We start from the raw sequence: 17970 nt of genomic DNA on the forward strand, positions 1-17970 counted from the left end.
CGTTCCGGTACCGTGACCAGGGCCGTCATCGTCGGACGGCACCCGCGCCACCAGCGCTCCCGGGAGGACCGTCGATGACCGAGCCCAGCCCCCTGCAGCCGCCCGCGCCCAGCGGTGCCTTCGCGCTCGAAGCGCCCGCGCCCGTCGCGGCCGTGGCCACGCACGACGCCCCGGCGATGGCACCGCGCGTCGACCCCGCTGCCCTGCCGGGTCTGGACGCCAAGGTCGGCGCGTACCTCGCGGGTCTCGACACCGCCCAGGCCGGCTCGCCGGAGTTCGCGGCCAAGGCCGACGACGTGCGCCTCATGGGCGACTCGGACATCCGGCAGGCCGCGGACACGTCGAACCGCCTCCTGCAGGTGCCGGTGCGCGAGCTGCGCGAGGGCGGCGTCTCGGGGACGTCGCAGGTCTCCAAGTCGCTGCTCGACCTGCGCCGGACGGTCGAGGACCTGGACCCGTCCGAGAAGACGGTCGGGCGCAAGCTGCTCGGCATCCTGCCCTTCGGCGACACGCTCACCGACTACTTCCGCCGCTACGAGAGCTCGCAGAAGCAGATCGACGCGATCGTCCGGGCGCTGTACCGGGGCCAGGACGAGCTGCGCAAGGACAACGCCGCCCTGAACCTGGAGAAGCAGAACCTCTGGGACACGATGGGCCGGCTCAACCAGTACATCTACGTCGCGAGCTCGCTGGACACCCAGCTGTCCGCCAAGATCGCGCAGCTCGAGGTCGCCGAGCCGGAGCGCGCGCGGGCCCTGCGCGAGGACGTGCTGTTCTACGTCCGCCAGAAGCACCAGGACCTGCTGACGCAGCTGGCGGTGTCGATCCAGGGGTACCTGGCGATCGACATCATCATCAAGAACAACATCGAGCTCATCAAGGGCGTCGACCGGGCGACGACGACGACGGTCTCGGCGCTGCGGACCGCGGTGCTCGTCGCGCAGGCGCTCAACAACCAGAAGCTCGTGCTCGACCAGATCACGGCGCTGAACACGACGACGTCGAACATGATCGCCTCGACGTCCAAGCTGCTGCGCGAGCAGTCGGTGGCCATCCAGCAGCAGGCCGCGAGCGCGACGATCGGGCTGCCGCAGCTGCAGCAGTCGTTCTCCGACATCTTCGCGGCCATGGACTCGATCGACACGTTCAAGGTGCAGGCGCTGGACTCGATGGCGCAGACGGTCGGCGTGCTGGAGACCGAGACGGCGAAGGCCAAGCAGTACCTGGACCGGGTCTCGCGCTCGGACCACACCCAGGCCGCGAGCGGGTCGCTCGACCTGGGCCTGCGCTGACCCACCGCGTGTCACGGACGAGCGAGGAGGTGGACGGCCGGTGAGCGCACTCGGCGACCTCGTCGCGCGCCTGCTCGGGCGCACGCCCCGCCACGTCGTCGTGATCGAGGAGGACCCGGTCCCCACGGCCGAGCAGATCGCGGCGGCCGTGCGGGACGTCGAGGCGAGCATCGAGGGACGCGTCCCCGCGGCCGTGACCGCGCGCGTGCACCGCATCACCGGGACGGTCGAGGACATGGTGCCGCGCCTCGACCGGTTCGGCGTGGGTGACCGCCAGGCGTACACCGTGGTCGCGACCGCGACGAGCTACCTGCCGGAGGCCGTCGAGGGGTACCTGCGGCTGCCGCGCGACTTCGCGGACCGCCGCGTGGTGTCCCGCGGCAAGACGTCGCTCATGCTGCTGTGCGACCAGCTCGACCTGCTCGCCGTGACGCTGGAGAAGATCTCCGACGCCGTGTACCGCGCCGACGCGCAGGCGCTGGTGGCGCACGGGCAGTTCCTCGCCGAGAAGTTCGGGCAGTCGTCGCTGGACGTGCCCGGGACGGGAGCACCGTGACCGCGCTCGACGGCGTGCTCGACGCCCTGGTGGCCGCCGGCACCACCGCCGGCCTGCCCGGGGCCGCCGTGCGTGACGAGGGCGAGCGGCTGGCCGCCGCGGTCGCCGAGTCCGTCACGGGCGCGGGCCCGGCGTGGCTCGCCGCGCTCGGACGCCCCGACGGGGACCTCACGCCGTTCTTCGTCGCCGCCGCGTCCGCGCGCCGCTGGCGGCACGCCCCCACCGACCTGCTGACGTCGCTCGTCGCCGCGCGCTCGCCGCACGCGGGGCCGTACGCGGACGCGCTCGCGCACGTCGCGTCCGCCGCGTGCGACCTGGGCACCCCGGACCTGCAGGTGGTCGCTGCCGCGTCGGTCACGGCCGCCGTCCAGCGCGCCGCCGCCAACACCACCCCCCCTCCCACCCCCACCCCCCCAGGCGTGAGAGAGCAATCCAGCACCCCCACCCCCACCCCCCCGGGCGTGAGAGAGCAATCCAGTTCCCCCGTACCGGGACTGGATCGCACTCTCACGACCCCGGGGGTGGGGGGCGCCTCCCCGGCGGTGGACGACGCACCCCCCGAGAAGACGTTCGACGAGCTGCTGGCCGAGCTCGACGCACTCGTCGGGCTCGACCGCGTCAAGCGCGAGATCCGCCAGCAGGCCGAGGTCCTGCGCGTCGAGCGGCTGCGCGCCGACGCCGGGCTCACGCGTCCGTCCCTGACGCGGCACCTCGTGTTCGTCGGCAACCCCGGCACGGGCAAGACGACCGTCGCACGGCTCGTCGCTGGGCTGTACCGGGCGCTGGGCCTGCTGAGCAGCGGGCACCTGGTGGAGGTCGACCGCTCGGAGCTCGTCGCCGGGTACCTCGGCCAGACGGCGACCAAGACCACCGAGGTCGTCACCAAGGCGCTGGGCGGCGTGCTGTTCATCGACGAGGCGTACTCGCTGGCGGAGGACCAGTACGGCGCCGAGGCCGTGAACACCCTGGTCAAGGACATGGAGGACCACCGCGACGAGCTCGTCGTCATCGTCGCGGGCTACCCCCTGCCGATGGCACGGTTCCTCACGACCAACCCGGGCCTCGAGAGCCGGTTCGCCACGACCATCGCGTTCGACGACTACACCGACGCCCAGCTGCGGGAGATCTTCGCGCTCGCCGCCCGCAAGGCCGACTTCGAGCCGTCGGACGAGACGCTCGACCTCGTCGAGCAGGTCGTCGCCGCACAGCCGCGGCACGAGGGCTTCGGCAACGGGCGTCTCGCGCGCAACCTGCTGGACCGCGCGGTGCTGCGGCACGCGTGGCGTCTGCGGGACGTCCCGACCCCGACGGTCGAGCAGCTGCGCACGCTGCTGCCGGCGGACCTCGCGACGGACGTCGCGGACGTCGCGACCGACCTGCCCGTCCCCGACGACGAGCCGGTCGTCGCACCGGCGGGCGCCGACGACAGCCCGGCCGACAGCCCCGCCGACGACCCGCCGCACGACGAGCCCGCCCCCGTGAACCCGTCCGACACCGACCCGGCCGGCGGCGGACCCGCCCCGCGCCCCGAGGAGCCCGCGTGACCACGACCGTCGTGTCCTCGCCACCGAGTCCGCCGCACCCGGCTCCGCCGCACCAGCCGGGAACCCCGCCCGTCCCCGCCCGGCCGACGAGCGGCTGGCGCTCGACGCCGGGCGGCCTGCGCCTGTGGGGTGCGGTCGCGGCCGTCGTCACCGCGCTGGCGGGCCTGCTCGCCCTGGGCGCCACGACGAGCCAGAGCGCGGCCGTCACCGGCGTGCGCGACTCGGCGGCGCAGCTCGTCGGCCTGCAGGACGCGCGCAACCAGCTCGTCGCGGCCGACGCCGCCGCGACCACCGCCTTCCTCGTCGGCGGGCTCGAGCCCACCGACCTGCGCGCGAGCTACGACGCGGCCGTCGACGCCGGGGCGCACGCCCTGGCGCAGCTCGCGGCGAGCGGCCCGGAGGGCGCGGACGGCCTGGCCGAGGTGTCGGCCGACCTCACGACGTACACGGGCCTGGTCGCGCAGGCGCGCGCGAACAACCGGCAGGGCTTCCCCGTCGGGTCGGCGTACCTCGAGGAGGCGTCGACGGTGCTGCGCGAGGACATCGTGCCGACGCTCGACGAGCTCGTCGCCGCGGAGCAGCAGCGTGTGGACGACGACCTGTCCTCGGTGCGCTCGGCGACGCCGCTGCTCGTGGCGGTGGTCGTCCTGGCGCTCGCGGTGCTGGTCGCCGTGCAGGTGTGGGTCGCGCGCCGGACGCGGCGGACCTTCAACGCCGGTCTGGTCGCCGCGACGGTCGCGGTGCTGGTCATCGCGGTCGTGGGCGGCTCGACGCTGGGCGGTGCGGCGTCCCGCGCGAGCCGCGCGCACGACGGGCCGTACGCGGCGACCGTCGCGACGTCGCAGGCGTTCGCGCTCGTCAACGACGCGCGGTCGATGGAGGCGTTCACCCTGATCCGACGGGGCTCGGGTGCGGCGTACGAGGAGTCGTTCGTCGCCAACGTCGACCAGGCCCGCGCGGCGCTGGCCGGCGACGGCAGCAGGCTGGACGCGTCGCTCGTCGACAGGCTCGGCGCGTGGGCCGACGCGCACGAGGCCGTGCGCGACCTCGACGACGGCGGCGACTGGGACGGCGCGGTCGCCCTGGTCACGAGCGACGACCCGACCGCGTCGCCCGCCCTCTTCGACGACCTGTCCGCGAGCCTGACGGCTGCCGTCGACGACGGCAGCACGCAGGTCGCGGACGACCTGCGGACGAGCAGCGCCTGGGTCGGCTGGCTGCTCGCCGCGCTGGGCGTCGGCGGGGCCGTCCTCGCCTGGACCGGTCTGCGCGCACGACGGGAGGAGTACCGATGAGCACACGCACGACGCACCTGCGCACCGCACTGGCCGCGGCGGCCCTCGCCGTCGTCGTGCTCGGCGGCTGCGCGACGCAGGCTGCCCCCGGCGGCACGGGCGTGATCCCGGCGGCCCCCGACGCCGCACCGGCCGTCGCACCCGCGGCCGCCGAGTGCGCCGACGCCACCACCTCGTACGCCCCGACCACGGGCACCGAGGTTCCCGGCGGCTCCACGATGGCCGCGATCCGCGACCGCGGCCACCTGCGCGTCGGCGTCTCCGCCGACACGCTGCAGATGGGGGCGCGCAACCCGTTCACGGGCGAGATCGAGGGCTTCGACATCGACATCGCGCGCCAGGTCGCGCAGGCGATCATCGGTGACCCCGACGCGATCCGGTTCCGCGTCATCACCGCGGGCGACCGCATCCCGGTGCTGCAGGAGCACGAGGTCGACCTGGTCGTGCGCGCGTTCACCATCAACTGCGAGCGGTGGCAGGACATCGCGTTCTCCGCCGAGTACTTCACCGCCGGTCAGAAGGTCCTGGTGAGCACCGAGTCCGACGCCCAGGGCATCGAGGACCTCGCCGGGCAGCGAGTCTGCGCGCCGGAGGGCACGACGACGCTGGAGCGGCTCGACGAGTACGACGTCGAGCCCGTGGGCGCGCGCACGCACTCCGCGTGCCTGGCGCTGTTCCAGCAGGGCCGTGTCGACGCCATCACCGGTGACGACACCGTGCTCGCCGGGTTCGTCGCGCAGGACCCGTACGCGCGCGTCGTGGGCGAGGCGTTCAGCGCGGAGCCGTACGGCGTGGGCGTCGCCGCGGACCAGGTCGACCTGGTGCGCTTCGTCAACGCGGTGCTCGACGGCATGAAGGCCGACGGGACGTGGGCGCAGGTCTACGACCGCTGGCTGGGTGGGGCCCTGGGTCCCGCTCCCGCGCCGCCGACGTCCGTGTACGGACGGTCGTGACGGCGACCACCGTGGCTGCCGCGTCCGCCGACGTCGTCGCGCCCGTCGCCCCCGGGCGTCTGGGCGAGGCGATCCCCGCGCGCGAGCTGATGGTCTACCTCGACGGCCTGCTGACGTGGCTGGACGACCGCCGCACGCAGCTGGACGCCCTGGACACCGCGGCCCAGGCGACCGCCGAGGCCGAGCGCTACACGCCCGACGTCGTGCTGGCCCTCACCGTGTGGCAGTCGGTCCGCCGCCGGGCGGACGAGCTGCTGGCGGTGTGGGACAACGGGCGCGTCACCGAGGTCGAGCGCGAGCGCATGTCGCAGCTCGTCTGGGGCCGCGTCGACACGCGGGCCGGTGCGTCGCCCGTGTCGCTGCCCGAGGCGCTGACGCTGTGCGACGCGATGGTCTCGGCGCTGCGCACGCGCCTGGCGTTCGACCCCGACACGGCCGACGTCGTCGCGCGGCTGCGGGGCGTGCGCGCCGCGCTCGTGCGCGCCGAGGACCTCGCGGGCACCGACACCGCCGCGCGCGAGCGGGTCGCCGCGCTGCGCGAGCGCGAGCAGCGCCTGTCGACGCAGGCCGCGCGGGGTGGTGACGTGTCCGGCCCCCTCGCGGAGCTGGAGACGCGGACCGCCCACGCCGAGCGCGACCTCATGGTGGCGGTGTCCCAGCGCCGCTCGCTGGCCCGCGCGCGCGCCGACGCGCACGCGACGGCCGCCGCGCTCGAGGCGCGCGAACCCGCGCTGCACGAGCTCGCCGAGCGCTGCCGGCGCGAGATCGCGCACCCGCCCCGGTTCGCGGTGCCCGACGTCTCCCGCCTCGGCGCCGTCCCCGAGGACCGCGACGCGCTCGACGCGTTCGTCGCGCGCCTCGACGCCGTCCGGCGAGCGCTCGACGCCGCGCAGGACGCGTACAGCAACCCGCTGCGCGAGCGTGCCGAGCTGCGCTACCGCCTCGGGCGGGCCGCGACCGCCGCGGCGTCGAACGGTCGCGACGCGTCCCCCACGGTCCGCGCCGGCCACGACGAGGCCCGTGCCGCCGTCGACACCACCCCCTGCGACGTGGGCCTCGCACGTGCCCTCGTCGAGCAGTACGAGCACCTCGCCCGGCCGCTGCCGGGCGGACCTGGAGGAGCCCGATGACCAGCGCGACCGCCTGCCGCGAGCCCGGCTGCACCGGCACCTACGAGGACGGCTGGTGCGACGTGTGCGGCTCGCCCGCCCCCGCGGGTGCGACGTCCACGACGACCGGCACCACCACCCCGCCCGCGGCGGCCACCGCGACGGGGCAGGCGGGCGGCTCGGCCGCGCGCACGCCGTCGGCCATGCTCGGCACGGGCATCGCGCCCGGCGTGCCCGCACCCGGCGGTGGCGCGGAGCCCGAGTTCGCCGGGTCCACCCGGACCGGCCGCACCAGCTCGACGCGCCTGCCGACGGCCGCCCTCGGCTCGGCCCGCACCGCGGCGACCGGGTCCCGCGCGACGCGTCGCCTCGGCACGTCGTCCACCCGGCTGCGCCGCGCGCGCCTGGGCGCCGGCCTGACGACGGTCCCGCCCGCACCGGTGGACGACCCGCTGCAGGCCGTCATGACCGACCCGCAGGTCCCCGAGCGCAAGCGGTTCTGCGCGGCCTGCGGCGAGCCGGTCGGCCGCGGCCGCGACGGGGTCCCCGCCCGCACGCAGGGCTTCTGCCCGTCGTGCGGCGCACGGTTCGACTTCGACCCGCGCCTGACGCCCGGCACGCTCGTCGGCGGGCAGTACGAGGTCGCCGGCTGCCTCGCGCACGGCGGCATGGGATGGATCTACCTGGCGCGCGACCGCAACGTGTCCGGCCGGTGGGTCGTCCTCAAGGGCCTGCTGAACAGCGGCGACCCCGACGCGGTGGCCGCGGCGATCTCCGAGCGGCAGTTCCTCGCGCGCGTCGAGCACCCGCTGATCGTCGAGATCTACAACTTCGTGCAGCATGACGGCGACGGGTACACCGTCATGGAGTTCGTCGGCGGGCGCTCCCTCAAGGAGCTGCTCACCGACCGCCGCGAGGCCGCCGGGCACGTCGACCCGCTGCCCGTCGACCAGGCGCTCGCGTTCGTCCTCGAGGTCCTGCCGGCGTTCGCGTACCTGCACGACCTCGGCCTGCTCTACTGCGACTTCAAGCCCGACAACATCATCCAGGCCGGTGACGCCCTCAAGCTCATCGACATGGGCGGTGTGCGGCGCATCGACGACGACCACTCGGCCATCTACGGGACCGTCGGCTACCAGGCGCCCGAGGTGCCCACCGACGGCCCGTCGGTCGCGTCCGACGTCTACACGATCGGTCGGACCCTGGCGACGCTCGTCCTGGACTTCCGCGGCAACACCACGACGTACGTGGCGGCACTGCCCCCGGTCGACCAGACACCGGTGTTCGCGCGGTACGACTCGTTCTACCGGCTGCTGGCCAAGGCCTGTGCGCCCGACGCGTCGGACCGGTTCGGGTCGGTCGACGAGATGCGCGCCCAGGTCCTCGGGGTGCTGCGCGAGGTCGTCGCGGCGGACCGCGGCGCGGGCGACGCGCCGCTGACGAGCGCCAGCTCGGTGCTCTTCGAGCCGCCCGTGACCGACCAGGTCGAGCGCCCCCTGGCGTGGGACGAGCTCCCGGCGCTCAAGGTCGACCCCGACGACGCGGCGTCCGGCTGGCTGTCCGGCATCAACGTCACGGACCCCGAGCAGCGCCTGCTCGCGCTGGCCGACGCGCCGGAGGAGACCGTCGAGGTCCGGCTGCTGCGGGCCACGACCGCGATCGAGGCGGGACGGCCCGAGGTCGTCGCGTCGGCTGTCGAGGCGATCCTCGCGGAGGACCCGTGGGAGTGGCGTGCCGTGTGGACGCAAGGGCTCGCGCAGCTCGCCACCGGTGACGTCGTGGCCGCCCGCGCGTCGTTCAACGCCGTCTACGGGCAGGTCCCGGGTGAGCTGGCACCCAAGCTCGCGCTCGCGGTCGCGTGCGAGCTGTCCGACGAGCCGGGCATCGCCGAGCAGCTGTACGCGACGTGCGCGTACGCCGACGCCAACTACACGGCCCCCGCCGCGTTCGGGCTCGCCCGCCTGCGGCTGGCGTCGCTGCACGTCGACGACGCCCTGGCGGCGCTGGACCTCGTCACGCCCACGCGCAGCTCCTACCCCGAGGCCCGGCTCATGCGCGCCCGGGTGCTGGCACGGTCCCGCCACGACCTGACGTCGCTGGCCGCCGCGCTCGACTCGGTGCGGACGGTGACGCTCGCCCCCGCGGACCGCGCGGGTCTGCGGGTCGACGTCCTGGGCAGCGCGCTCAGCGCCGTCGACACGGGCACCACCGCCCCGGGAGTGCTGCTCGACGGGGTCCCGGCCACACGGGTGGGCCTCACGGACGCGCTCGAGGCGGCGTACCGCGAGCAGGCCGCGCTCACCGAGGACCGTCCCACGCGGGTCGCGCTCGTCGACCGTGCCAACGAGGTGCGGCGGTGGACGGCGTGGTGAGCGAGACGGTCGTGGTCTGCCCGTCGTGCGGTGAGACCGCCGGTGCAGGCGCACGGTTCTGCGAGTCGTGCGGGGCGGCGCTGGGTGGCCCGACGCCCGAGGCGACCACGCCGGAGCCGTCGTCCGCCGAGGCGAGCCTGACCCCGCCCGGCCCGGACGGCGACGCCGACCCGACGCCACCGCCCGCGGCGTGCGCGTGCGGCGGCGGGGTCGCCCCCGACGGCTACTGCGAGCAGTGCGGCGCCCGCGCGCCCGTCGCGCGCGACCACCTCGAGGAGCAGCCCGCGCCGCACGTCGCGGGCGTCACCGACGTCGGCGTGCGGCGCCGTCGCAACGAGGACGCCATGGCGCTCGGTGTGGCCGGGGACGTCACGGTGCTCGTCGTGTGCGACGGCGTGTCCTCGGCACCCGACTCCGACGTCGCGAGCCAGGCCGCTGCCACGGCCGCGCGCGACGTGCTCGTCGCCGGTGCCGCCGACGTCACGCGCGGTGACGCGGGGGCCTGGTCACGCCTGCTGGTGGAGGCCGGCCACCGCGCCGACGACGCCGCACGCGACGCCGTGGACGACGCGATCGCACGGCAGGACCCGCCGTCGTGCACGTTCGTCGCGGCGGTCGTCGGGCGCGAGCTGCTGGCCGCCGCCTGGCTGGGCGACTCGCGCGTGTACTGGCTGCCCGACACCGGGACCCCGGAGCAGCTCACCGAGGACGACTCGGTCGCGGCCGAGCTCATGGCCGGGGGCATGCCGCGCGCGGCCGCCGAACGCTCCCCGGACGCGCACGCCATCACGCGCTGGCTGGGTGCCGACGCGCACGACGCCACCGCGCGCACGGTCGCGACCCGTCCCGGAGGCCCCGGCTGGGTGCTCGCCTGCTCCGACGGCCTGTGGAACTACGCGTCCGCCCCGGAGGTCGTCGCCGACCTGCTGCGCGACGCCGTCGGACGCGTCGGCGCGGACCCCGCGGCGCTGTCGCGGGACCTCGTCGCGTGGGCCAAGGCGGCCGGTGGGCACGACAACGTGACCGTCGCGCTCGCCCGCGTCACGTGGCCCGCGGCCGCCGCGACCGAGCCCGCGCCCGACACGAACGCCGAGGACCCGGGCACCGCCCCCACCGTGCGACGACGCTCGCCCGGTAGCCTCCCGGAAGAGCCGGACCCGCCGGCACCCTGACCGCCCGCCCCGCCCGACGCCCCGTCCCCCACCCGTCCGACACCCGTCCGACACCCACAGCACCGCACCGCCGAGGAGCAAGCGTGGCCACGTTCCGTGCCGAGGTCTTCCAGAACGAGTTCCTGCCCGACGGCGGGACCGACGTCCACGCGATCGTCACCGTGAGCGCCGAGGGCGTGGGCGGGGCGTCGACGACCGGCGGCGGTGTCGCCGAGATCATCATGGTCGACACGTCGGGGTCCATGACCGGCGCCATGCTGCAGGCCGCGAAGCACGCCGCGCAGGTCGCGGTGGACCATATCCCCGACGGGACGTGGTTCGCGATCGTGTCCGGCAGCCACGTCGCGCAGCGCGTCTTCCCCTACCCGAACGCCCCGCTGGCGATCGTGCAGATGGAGCCGGCGGCGCGCGAGGAGGCCAAGCGCGCGATCTCGCGCCTGGGCGCGCAGGGCGGGACCGCGATGAGCACGTGGCTGCGCCTGGCCGACCAGATCTTCGCGACCCAGCCCGCCGCGACGCAGCGGCACGCGATCCTGCTGACCGACGGCAAGAACGAGTCCGAGCCGCGCGCCCAGCTGACGTCGACGATCCGGGCCGTCACGGGCCGGTTCCAGTGCGACGCACGTGGCGTCGGTGAGCGCTGGCAGGTCGACGAGCTGCGGGAGATCGCGACGGCGCTGCTCGGCACGGTCGAGCTGATCGCCGACCCGGCGGACATCGCGGCCGACTTCCGGGCCCTGCTGGCCACGTCGCTGTCCCGGGGCGTGGCCGACGCGCAGCTGCGGGTGTGGACGCCGCAGGGTGGGCAGGTGCTGTTCGTCCGGCAGGTCGCCCCGACGGTCGAGGACCTCACGTCGCGACGCACCCAGGTGACGCCGCTGATCGGCGGGTACCCGACGGGTGCGTGGGCCGACGAGTCGCGCGACTACCACGTCGCGGTTCGCGTGCCCTCGAAGAACGTGGGCGCCGAGCAGCTCGCCGCGCGGGTGCAGGTGGCCGTGGCGGACGAGGTCGTCGCCTCCGGCCTGGTGAAGGCCGCGTGGTCCGACGACGCGTCGCTCACCGCGCGCATCAGCCCCGAGGTCGCGCACTACACGGGCCAGGCCGAGCTGGCGTCCGCGATCCAGGAGGGCCTGGCGGCGAAGGCCGCGGGCGACGAGGCGACCGCGACCGTCAAGCTGGGCCGGGCGGTGCAGCTGGCCGCCGAGACCGGCAACGAGGAGGCGACGTCGAAGCTGCGTCGCGTCGTGGAGATCGAGGACGAGGAGCACGGCACGGTGCGGCTCAAGCGCGGCGCGTCCCGCCTGGACGAGATGGCCCTCGACACGGCCTCGACGAAGACCTCGCGGGTGCGGCGATGAGCGTCACCTGCCCCGACGGGCACACCAGCGAGTCGACCGACTACTGCGACGTCTGCGGCGCGCCGATCGGTGCGTCGGGTGGCGGCGGCGGTGCGGCACCCGTCGGCGGGTCGGCCGGGAAGGCCGCGGTGCCGTCACCGAGCACGTGCCCGCACTGCGGGTCGCCCGCGGCGTCGGGTGCGCTGTTCTGCGAGAACTGCGGCTACGACTTCACGACGGGCGTGACTCCGGTCGCGCACGCTCCGTCGTCGCTCGACCTGGGCGCGACGCATGCCGTGCCGACCGTCACCGACCCCGCGGCCGGTGCGGCGACCCCCACCGGTGCCGCGCCGGGCACGTCCGCGACGAGCGCCCCGGCGCCGGACCCGCTCGAGCCGCCGCCCGCGGTGGTGGCGCCTCCCGCGTCGTCGACGCCGTCGGCGGACCCCGCCTCCCCCCTCACTCCCCCACCGCCGGGGAGCGACGCGTGGGTCGCGGAGCTGTGGGTCGACCCCGACTGGTACGCCGCGCAGCAGGCCGAGGACCCGATGCCATCCGTCGGGCTGCCGGTGCTCATCCCGCTGCGGGAACGCAGCATCCTCGTCGGGCGGCCGTCCGCGTCACGCAACATCCGGCCGCAGGTCGACGCGGGCGCGGACAGCGGCGTGTCCCGCCGGCACTGCCAGCTCAACACCGACGGTCACCGCTGGTGGGTCGAGGACCTGCAGTCGTCGAACGGCACGTTCGTCGCACGCGTCGGCGAGCCCCTGCCGGACGACCCGATCCGCCCCGGCCAGCGACACGAGCTGCAGGACGGCGACCGGCTGTACCTCGGCTCGTGGACGCGGCTCGTCGTGCGCAAGGCGCTGCCGGGCGAGGTCTGACCTCACCCCTGCCCCACCCACCCGCCGGCACAGGCGGGTCCGGCCCGCCCCCACCGACGGCGACGTGCGCGCCCGCGGCCGGCGGTGTCATCAGGCGTCCCGACGTAGTCGAGCGCGGCCCGGCGCGGTGTCCCCGGCACCGCGTCCCACATCGTGGGAGCAGCCCACCGCGAGACCGGGCTCAGTCGGGTCACCGCACGTCTGTCGGCGCCTCCGCCCGGTCTCGTTCACGGCCCGTCTCACGCTCCGGGACCGACAGCGCGTCACCCAGGGACGTCGACACCTCGGACGGGGCCACGACCCGCGGCACCCCCGTCGTGTCGACGACGAGCGACGCACGCCGCCACGGCGCGGCCGCCGCGAAGTAGCGCCGCTGCGCGCCCGCGTACCGGGCCAACGGCCCGTGCTCAGGGTCCGGGTCGACGCCGTCGCGCGCGACCATCCGCCGCGCCGCCACCTCGAAGGGCACGTGCAGGTACACCGACCAGTCCCAGTGCTCCCGCAGCTCGTCGCGGTGCAGGAACGTGCCCTCGACCAGGACGAGCGCGTCGTCGGGCGCCCGGACCGTCGCCGCCGGCGCGACGCGGTCCGCCACGCGGTCGAACGACGCCGGGCTGTACCACCCGTCACCGTCGGGGTGCAGCGGTGCCAGCGCCAGGGCGACGAGCGAGCCGTAGTCGTACGCGTCCTGCCAGAAGCCCTCCGGTGACCACCGGCCGCGCGCGTGCCGGACGGCCGACGGGTGGAAGAAGTCGTCGGCGTGCAGGACCACGACGGGACGGCCGCGGACGGCTGCGGCCAGGCGGGCCGTGAACGTCGTCTTGCCGCTCGCGCCGACCCCGTCGACGGCCACGAGCGCGCGCCGCCCACGCGGCACCGCCGCCGTCAGCCGGTCCACGACCAGCTCGAGGTCACCGCGCGCGTCCACGGCGGCCACGGTCCCGCACCCCGGCCGACACGGCAAGCGTCGCCGGTCGCCGGTGGTCCACCTCCCATGCCCCCGCGCGACGACGGCACCCACCGTGCCGATGGGTGCCGTCGTCGGACTGCGGCCTCCTACCCGTCGAGCACGGCGACGCTCGCCAGGCTCTTGCGGACGAACCGCGTGCGGCAGGCCGGGCTGTATCCCGAGGCGGTCACGGCCACCGAGTAGCTGCCGGGCACCGCGGTGCGGGCGTAGCTGCCGGTGAGGACGCCGGGTGCCGCCGTGCGCTGCCCGAGCCGCGGGTCGACGAAGGTGCCGAGTCCGGGGGCCACGACGCCCAGCGCCCGCCGGCCACCCACGGTCGTGCCGACGCCGACGCTCGTGCCGCCGGGCCGCAGCGGACGGCCGGGCTGGAACTTCCGCGCACCGAGCGCGAACCGGTCGACCCGCGGCGCGAGGATGTCCTGACCGTCGGCGGCCTTCAGCTCACCGCGCAGCAGCACGAGCTGGGCGAGGTGGGCGCGGGCCGTGTCCGGCTTGCCGTCGGCGAGGAACTTCTCGGGCAGGCGCACCTGGGAGAGCCGGTCGCGGTACCGGTCGACGAGGTCACGGGTGGCCGCCACGGGCGCCGCGACGGTCGCTGCGACCTTGACACCGTCCAGCCCGCCGAGGCGGTCCGCGACCGTCGTCATCAGGCCGATCGCGTCGCCGGCGACCAGCCGGGTCGGGACGTCGAGGCGCAGGCCCAGCGGCGAGCGGACGAACCCGCCGACGGTGTACGGCGTGTGCCGGCGGCGGTCCGTGGCGACCTCGACGGTCCACAAGCCGGGCTCCGGGTCCTGGATCGTGAAGCTCACGTAGCCGTCGCCCGCGTTGCGCAGCACCTCCGTCGCCGACCTGGGCAGCCACCGTCCGCCGGGCGAGCGCAGCCGCACCGCGATCTGGCCGTCACCCCGCGGCTCGCGGGGCACGAACCGCAGCGACGTGTCGTGCCACGCGACCGTGAACACCACCGACTCGGCACAGCCGTCGACCCAGCCCGTCACCTGCGACACCGACGCGGTCGACGACTCGTTGACGATGACGCCGTCGCCGGTCACCTCGCCCCGGATGTAGTTGTAGATCTCGAAGAGGTCGTCGATCGTCGGCATGTAGTAGTACCGGCCGTCGGTGTCGTCCGCGAGCTGTGCCAGCAGCGTCTGGTCCGACGCAGGGCCCATCGCGCACGTGTAGATCGGCAGGCCCGACGGCAACGCGACCGCGGCGTCGACCGCCCACGGCTTGGCCGGGTTCGACTCGTCGCACCCCTTGTTGTCGTAGCCGTCGGACAGCAGCACCATGGCCCGTCGCGTCCCGGCGGCGAGCATGTTCCCCGCCGTCTCGATGCCCGCGCCCATGAACGTGCACCCGCCGAACCCGATGGCGTCGACCGCCGCAGCGGCCGCGTCGCGCGTCGACTGGTCGACGATCTGCTGGGGCGCCCCGGTACCCGGGTACTCCTCGTCACCCGAGTCCCCGAAGCTGACGACCCCGACGGAGTCGTCGACACCCAGCAGGTCGATGAACTGCCGGGACGTCTGGCGGGTGATGTCGACGTAGCCGAAGCTCTCCATGGAGCCCGACCGGTCGATCACCGCCACCACCTTCACCGGGTCGGCAGCGGGGACCTCGGCGTTGTCGATGACCAGGGCGAAGTCCTGCCAGGGCCCCGCGACGTCCGTCCGGGCGGACGCGGCGAGGTTCGCCGCGACGACGGTGACCTCGTAGACGCCCGTCGGGTTCTGGATGACCGCTCCCTCGGTGGTGTTGAGGTCGTCCGCCGAGCCGCCCGTCGTCGAGAAGGCGCCCGTGAACACGTTGCCGCGGAACACCTGCCCGGAGTCGACGTGCCGGATCTCGAGGTCGAGGTCGTTGACGAGAGCGGGGCTCGCGCCGACGGCACCCGCGGCGTCCGACCACGTCAGCGTGACCCGCAGCGGGAGCCCCACGACGGCGGGCGCCACGCGGATCGTGTACTCCTGGCCGGTCGCAGTGAAGGCCTGCCGCTGGTCGACGAAGATCTTCGGTCCACGGTCGGAGGCGGGTGACTGCAGCAGCGCGTTCTCGATCGAGACGCGCCCCCACCCCACGTCGTTGTTGGGCCCTGCCGCGGTGGTGCCGCCCGCGCCGTCCGTCCCCCCGGCGACCGGCTCGGCGCTCGAGACCATCAGCGCCTTGACCAGCGCGGGGCTCGGGGTCTTGCCGCTGCGCGTCTGACGCCACCAGTCGATGAGCAGCGCGGCGCTGCCCGCCACGTGGGGTGCCGCCATGGACGTGCCGGACATGGGTGCGTGCACCGCGTGCAGGGTGCCGCCGGTGTCCGTGTACGGACCGCTGCGGAACCCGACGGGGCTGTAGGTGGAGATGATGTCGGTCCCCGGTGCGACGACCGTCGGCAGCAGCCGGCCGTCGGCCGCGGGGCCGCGCGACGACGTGGCCGCGAGCCCGCGGATGTCGTCGGGCGACGTCATCTCGGCCGGGCGGGCGTTGAGCGAGTTGCCCACGAGGATCGCGTTCTTCGTGCTCTTGGTGACGGTGCCCGGACCGGACCCGCTGTTCCCCGCGGAGAACACGACGACGAGCGGTGTCTGGTCGGTCGCCGTCGCGTCGGCGTCACGGACGCCGAGGTCCACCGTGCGGTCGTCCGCGGAGTACGCGGCGCCGTTCATCGCCCACGAGTTGTTCATCACGTCGCCGCCCTGCAGCGCCGACTGCTGCACGCGCGCCGCGACCGTGCCGCCGAGCTCGACGAGACCGACGGTCGCACCCGGTGCCACGCCCTGCCCCAGCAGGAACCCCTGGGGGTCTGCGGCGCCCGAGCCGCCGTCACCCGCGGCGATGCCGGCGACGTGCGTCCCGTGCCCGTCGGTGTCCGCACCGACGACGGCCGCCCCGGCGGAGTCGACCACGAACCCGAGCCGCCCCGCGAGATCCGGGTGGACGGTGACCGGGTCGTTGGTGTCGATGCCGGTGTCGCACACCGCGATCGTGACGCCGGAGCCGTCGACCCCGAGTGCGGCGAGGTTCGCGCCGTAGCCCGTGTTGGGCAGCGTCGACGGCGGCGCCGTGGCGTCGAGGTCCTCCATGACGATCTGCGAGCTGCGCTCGTCCTCCAGGACCGGCGTGTGCACGGCGTCGATCCACCGCACGTCGTCGTGCGCGGCGAGCGCGGGCAGCGCCTTCGTGGGCAGCGTCGCGCTGATGCTGCGGAAGGCGTCGGGCGACTGCGGCGCGACCTCCAGCACGGTCCCGCCCGAGGTGATCACGAGGGCTGCGACGTCGTCGACGTCGCCGTCGGCGAGCACCCCGATGTCGACGGACTTCACGGGGCCCAGGCCACGGTCCTTGCCCACGTCCGGGTCCCCACCGAGCAGGTCCGGGTTGACCTTCCAGGCCGGGGCCAGCGGACCGGTCCACTCGACGAACGGGAGCGCGGCCGCGGCGGCCACTGCCGTCGCGTCGCCACGCACGTAGTAGGCGTGCGGGCTGACGGCCTCGACCACCTGCAGGCCCTGCTCGGCGAGCGTCGCCAGCCACGACTCCTGCACCGGCCCGACGAGCTGGACCAGGTGGTTGACGGTTCCGGTGTCCTCGACGGACGTGAAGCCCGGCGGTGGCGGCGGCAGCGTGCCGCGCGCGGTGTCGATCTCGTACGTGAACAACCGGATGGTGTGGGGGTCGCGCACCGCCTTGACGCGCCACCCCTCCCGCTCGAGCCGCGCGACCTGACGCTCGTCGGCGTCGACCACGTAGCCGTGGTCGAGCACGCCGACGACGGCGACCCCGTCGGTCTCGACGACCGACCTCCCTGCGTCCGTCCGATGGACGATGACATGACGTGCAGACATCTCGATGACCCCCACTGCGATACGCAGACCTGCTCGACGCCGGCGGCGCCTGACACGACAAGGGCGGGCGGGACGTCCCGCGAGATACCCGCGGGCCAGGGCTGCACCCGGGTGATCACCGCGCCCGAGGCGGTGCGCGTGTCGGTGGTCGGGGGCACGATGCGCAGATGGCACACGTCGAACGCCTCCGTCCCGACGGGCTCGTCCGGAGCCCCGCCTTCAGCCACGTCGCGGTGGTCCCGCCGGGCGCGACGACGATCTACGTCGGCGGGCAGGACGCCGTCGACGCCGAGGGGCGCCTGGTCGGTGAGGGCGACGCCGCCGCGCAGGCGGTGCGCGCGGTCGAGAACGTGCGCACGGCGCTGGCGGCCGCGGGCGCGACGTTCGCCGACGTCGTCCAGTGGACCGTGCTGCTCGCCGACGGCGTCGACGTGAACGCCGCGTACGGCGCGATCGCGCCGCTCATCGCGACGGACGACCCCGGGCTGGTCGTCGCCGCCCGCGTGGCGGGCCTGGCCGTGCCGGGTGCGCTCGTCGAGGTGAGTGCCGTCGCCGCGGTGGTCCGCTGACGTCCGACGGCGTCGTGACCCGTCAGCGCTCCGCCCGGACCCCCAGCTCGCTGCCGCTCGGGTCCCGGACAT

General features: G+C 75.1%; 13 protein-coding genes. 11 read left to right on the forward strand and 2 right to left on the reverse strand.

The window, feature by feature from the left end; all coding sequences use genetic code 11:
* Positions 1-74 precede the first annotated feature (74 nt).
* From NP048_RS15860 to NP048_RS15905, 10 genes are all read left to right on the forward strand, one after another.
* On the forward strand, positions 75-1292 hold the full coding sequence (locus NP048_RS15860; protein ID WP_227576589.1) for a toxic anion resistance protein: 1218 nt from the start codon (positions 75-77) through the stop codon (positions 1290-1292).
* A 40-nt stretch (positions 1293-1332) separates the two neighbouring features.
* On the forward strand, positions 1333-1848 hold the full coding sequence (locus NP048_RS15865; RefSeq protein WP_227576590.1) for a hypothetical protein: 516 nt from the start codon (positions 1333-1335) through the stop codon (positions 1846-1848).
* Complete coding sequence (locus NP048_RS15870) at positions 1845-3392, forward strand: AAA family ATPase (protein WP_227576591.1); 1548 nt, start codon at positions 1845-1847, stop codon at positions 3390-3392. The genes NP048_RS15865 and NP048_RS15870 overlap by 4 nt, the downstream gene beginning before the upstream one ends.
* Complete coding sequence (locus NP048_RS15875; protein WP_227576592.1) at positions 3389-4687, forward strand: hypothetical protein; 1299 nt, start codon at positions 3389-3391, stop codon at positions 4685-4687. Before NP048_RS15870 ends, NP048_RS15875 begins: the two co-directional genes overlap by 4 nt.
* A complete protein-coding gene (locus NP048_RS15880) occupies positions 4684-5640 on the forward strand; it encodes a glutamate ABC transporter substrate-binding protein (RefSeq protein WP_227576593.1) in 957 nt (318 codons plus the stop codon). Before NP048_RS15875 ends, NP048_RS15880 begins: the two co-directional genes overlap by 4 nt.
* Positions 5637-6770 carry a hypothetical protein gene (locus NP048_RS15885; RefSeq protein WP_227576594.1) on the forward strand — a complete coding sequence of 378 codons (1134 nt, stop codon included), beginning with the start codon at positions 5637-5639 and terminating at the stop codon, positions 6768-6770. Before NP048_RS15880 ends, NP048_RS15885 begins: the two co-directional genes overlap by 4 nt.
* Positions 6767-9121 carry a serine/threonine-protein kinase gene (locus NP048_RS15890; protein WP_227576595.1) on the forward strand — a complete coding sequence of 785 codons (2355 nt, stop codon included), beginning with the start codon at positions 6767-6769 and terminating at the stop codon, positions 9119-9121. Before NP048_RS15885 ends, NP048_RS15890 begins: the two co-directional genes overlap by 4 nt.
* A complete protein-coding gene (locus tag NP048_RS15895; RefSeq protein ID WP_256769317.1) occupies positions 9106-10293 on the forward strand; it encodes a PP2C family protein-serine/threonine phosphatase in 1188 nt (395 codons plus the stop codon). Before NP048_RS15890 ends, NP048_RS15895 begins: the two co-directional genes overlap by 16 nt.
* Before the next feature lie 83 nt (positions 10294-10376).
* Entirely contained in the window at positions 10377-11654 is a 1278-nt protein-coding gene (locus NP048_RS15900) for a VWA domain-containing protein (protein WP_227576597.1), read from the forward strand.
* Positions 11651-12517, forward strand: a complete 867-nt coding sequence (locus NP048_RS15905; protein WP_227576598.1) for an FHA domain-containing protein — start codon at positions 11651-11653, stop codon at positions 12515-12517. Before NP048_RS15900 ends, NP048_RS15905 begins: the two co-directional genes overlap by 4 nt.
* Before the next feature lie 190 nt (positions 12518-12707).
* On the opposite strand, the gene NP048_RS15910 is transcribed toward NP048_RS15905, so the two are convergent.
* Both NP048_RS15910 and NP048_RS15915 read right to left on the reverse strand, forming a co-directional pair.
* Entirely contained in the window at positions 12708-13445 is a 738-nt protein-coding gene (locus NP048_RS15910; protein ID WP_227576599.1) for a nucleoside/nucleotide kinase family protein, read from the reverse strand.
* 128 nt (positions 13446-13573) lie between these two features.
* Positions 13574-17329, reverse strand: coding sequence for a S8 family serine peptidase (locus tag NP048_RS15915; protein ID WP_227576600.1), 3756 nt, complete (start codon positions 17327-17329; stop codon positions 13574-13576).
* A gap of 167 nt (positions 17330-17496) precedes the next feature.
* On the opposite strand from NP048_RS15915, the gene NP048_RS15920 reads away from it, so the two are divergent.
* Positions 17497-17898, forward strand: a complete 402-nt coding sequence (locus NP048_RS15920) for a RidA family protein (protein WP_227576601.1) — start codon at positions 17497-17499, stop codon at positions 17896-17898.
* The last annotated feature ends 72 nt before the right edge of the window (positions 17899-17970 follow it).

Origin of the sequence: Cellulomonas xiejunii, assembly GCF_024508315.1 — a bacterium.
GTDB lineage: Bacteria > Actinomycetota > Actinomycetes > Actinomycetales > Cellulomonadaceae > Cellulomonas > Cellulomonas xiejunii.